An 886-nucleotide genomic window follows, 5' to 3' on the forward strand; every position below is an offset into this window, starting at 1 on the left:
ACATCGCCGGTCTTCAAAGATTGCGCTGCGACATTGTCGAGTTGGTAAGTCCACTGGCCGCTCGCGTCCACGCTAAAGCTGCCATAGGTTCCGGTGCTGGCGCCCACTACGCTGTAGCTGTGGGTGTCGTTGATATCCACATCGGTGGTGGCCAGCTGGCCAATAGCGGTCTTGGTGCCGTCTTCGGTCACCGTGCCAGTCAGCACACCCGACAGTTTAGGGTCGTCGTTCGTGCCATTGATGGTGATCGTGACCTGAGCCGTGGTCCCGTCAATCGTGGTGACGATAAAGGTGTCGATGAGATGTTCACCCACGCCCAAGGCCTGCACCGTGGCATTGCCATTGTTCAGATCGAACGTCCAGTTGCCGTTCTTGTCGATGCTGAAGTCACCGTACTGCCCCGCGTACGCAGTCACCGGCGTGAACTCGGCCTGGCCTGCATCCGGATCGGTCACATCGAGCTTGCCGCTGGCGTTGAGCGTCACGTCTTCCTGCACGATACCCTTGTCGGCACCAGGCGTGGCGGGAGTAATGGTTGCGCCATCATCGTCACCATTGATGGTGATCGTGACCGTCTTGGTGTCAGTGCCACCTTTTCCATCGCTGACCTGGACCGTATAGGTTTCGGTACGCACATCGCCAGTCTTGAGCGCTTGCGCTGCGGCATTGTCCAACTGGTAAGTCCACTTGCCGGCGTTGTCCACGCTAAAGCTGCCATAGGCGCCGGTGCTGGCTCCTACGACGCTGTAACTGTGGACGTCATTGGTATCCACATCGGTGGTGGCCAGTTGGCCAATGGCAGACTGCGTGCCATCTTCAGTCACAGTGCCCGTCAAGGCTCCCGACAGCACCGGCTTGTCGTTCGTGCCATTGATGGTGATCGTGA

1 protein-coding gene is annotated in these 886 nt (G+C 58.8%); it reads right to left on the minus strand.

Annotation, left to right across the window (positions count from 1 at the left end):
• Positions 1 to 886: VCBS domain-containing protein (locus tag GVL12_RS25700; RefSeq protein ID WP_200844095.1), on the minus strand; the 886-nt coding region annotated here is incomplete at both ends.

Origin of the sequence: Pantoea sp. 18069, from assembly GCF_902706035.1 — a bacterium.
Classification (GTDB): domain Bacteria; phylum Pseudomonadota; class Gammaproteobacteria; order Burkholderiales; family Burkholderiaceae_C; genus Comamonas.